This is a genomic window from Petrocella sp. FN5, assembly GCF_029210395.1.
GTDB lineage: Bacteria > Bacillota > Clostridia > Lachnospirales > Vallitaleaceae > Petrocella.
On sequence record NZ_JARGDP010000138.1, the window covers coordinates 1 to 2,528 of the forward strand.

Consider the following 2,528-nt stretch of genomic DNA (forward strand, 5'->3'; position numbering starts at 1 on the left):
GTCTCTAGGTCTTTTAAGGTCTTGATCTTGTGGTAGCCTCTGATGTCAAAGTTCACGACGATATAGCCCTTTGTGATGAAGGGGGCTTCCCCTATTTTTAGACGGGCATAGCTTGACAGGTTTAGTCCTTTTGGTAGGACCACGGTTTGGTTTGGTAGATAGAATTCACCATACCATTTCTGTCTTGCCCCTAGAATAAGGGTAGGGGGCAGTTCTTTTGGACGCTGACGACTGGTTCCGATGTAGAGCTTTTGTGCTTCTGTTAGCAGCAGCTTGTCTTTATAGGCCAGGTCTTTTTCATAATGACCAGTGAAGATGCTTAGATAGTCGGCTTCTGTAAGACCGTTGTTTCTTTTCTGAGCACTTAGGACTTGGACCGTGTTTTGTATGGCTTCTTTTGGTATCTTTCTTACGGGGTCGTTTAGGACCATGGTATTTTTCATGGTGTCTTTGTCACTGCCTAGCTTTATGAAGCCTTGGTTGCTTTCATAGTAAAGATCGACCGCTTGTCTTGTGCCCATCTCATCGATGTGGTAATAGCTTGGGGTGATGAGGAGGATGTCATCACTGCCGGTCATGTCACCATTGGTTTCTACTGTAAAGCGGATTTTGTAGCCCAGTTTTACAGCTTGGTCCGCCATACCTTGTTGGTTGTTTTTACCCGCCATGACCGGTAGGTTGGCCCCATTAAAGCTGCTGCCTGCCTGTTTGAAGTGGTCTTGCCATGCGGGGTCGGTGATGCCTGTGATGGTGAAGTTCGTGATGGTTGAGGAGAGCTCTACAGGTATTTCTGCTACGGCTTTATAAGCGTCTATGTCCTTGTTATAAGCGAAGTTATGAGGGGCTAAGAGGCTGGTCAGGTTGATGGGCAAGGTTCTAAACTGAACTTGGCCTGTGGTGGTTTCTCGGTTATGACTGGGTAGATAGTAGGTGGCTTCTCTACTTACGCCACTCCCCATTTTTATGTCATGCCATTTACCGGCCGGTATGAAGCTACCGGTGTCATCTATACCGGTGTAGACATCAAAACTAAACCGGACTTGTTTGTTTGCGATGGTCTTTTCATAGCTCCTGTTCCCATAACCGGGGATGCTTAGGTGGTCACCTGTACTTGGGTAGCTTAAGGTGAAGGCTTCCCCTAGTATGAGCTGGGTTTTGTCCCGCTGGGGTCTTAGGGTCATTACGTCTTTAAGACGGGTGGTGATGCTTGGGTAACAGACCACCGGGGTATGTACGGTGACCGGATTTCCGGCGATATGGGTGGTATGACTCTGTGGCTTTGTGCTGTTTATATTGTAGCTTTTTTGATAGACCAGTTCTGCTCTTGTCGGCTGGTCTTTTTTGTTGGCTAAAGTATTTAGAATAATCTGACCTGTGGCGTACAGGGTTTCCGGTTTGGTTTTTGGGGCCGGTGGTAAGGGGGCCGGCAGGGTGATGGTTTTTTCATTTATGGTGATTTGTCCGTCTTTTGTTACATAGTGGTCAATCATGGATTGGGCTTTGCTGGTGAAGTTATAGCCTTTTGATACTTTTCCTACGGAAGCACTTCTATTGGTAGGGTGTTTTAGGATGATTCCGGGACTGTGGCTGGTGGTGACTTGATAATTTTGGGGGCTTAAGGTGATGCGTCCGTCTTTTAGTGCGTAGTTATAGATGTGAGCATGGTCAATGGTATAGAGGTAATAGCTGTCTATGTCTTGGTAACTGTAGCTTCTGTTTACGTTGATGCTTCTTGAAAAGGCGGTCTCTGTTCCGTCTTCTTCTTCATAGCTGCCGCTGATGGTGGCGACGAAGGTGTTGGTCCCTTCTACTAACTTTGGGGTGTAACCGGCTAGGTAACTGTCCCCTCTTAGCTGGGCGTATAAGGCTTCTCCGGTTGGGATGCCTTGTGTGACATCATAGATCTCCTGTCCTCTTCCTACAGAGCCGATGACTAGGTCACCTGTGCCCGGTAAGACGGTCATGTCCTCTGTTGGAATCAGACCAACTTCCATACCTTCTACCACCGGTGTAATATGATGGTCTACCCTTCGGGTCTTAGGGTTGCCCACAACCTTGACTTCTAGGGTGATGGTGGTGGTCTCTTCTATCTGAAGTTCTAGACCCGCTTCTTTGATGCTTATATGATTGTAAGGGGTGGTGTCTTCGTGGTATAGGTTACCGTTTACCAACCATTTTATAGATTCGGTCACTTCTTCTTTGCCGATATCGGTGGTGTTAATAAGGGTAATGGGTATTGGGATGACTTCTGCTAGTACCACCTCATCGGTATGGTCTATGCCTTCATAGAGGATCTTAAAGTCAGGGACAAAGTGGTACAAGGGATTTAAGGTGATGCTGGTGTACCAATCTCCATTACTGTGCCACAGGCGGACAACCCCTCTTGAGACTTTGGTGGGCGGTATGATGATGCCGGCACGGCTAAGCCAGACATCGGTGCCTTCTGCTTTTGCCATATCCACGTCAAAGAGGGGTCCGTATTTGACCTTGAGGGCTGATATGATTTGATTGGCCAGTTCGTCTCGGTC

Annotated in this window: 1 protein-coding gene; it reads right to left on the reverse strand. The window is 47.5% G+C overall.

Annotated elements, in window-relative coordinates; translation table 11 throughout:
* The coding region (locus P0N36_RS14975) for a DUF5704 domain-containing protein (RefSeq protein WP_275843680.1) at positions 1-2,528 on the reverse strand (2,528 nt) is incomplete at both ends.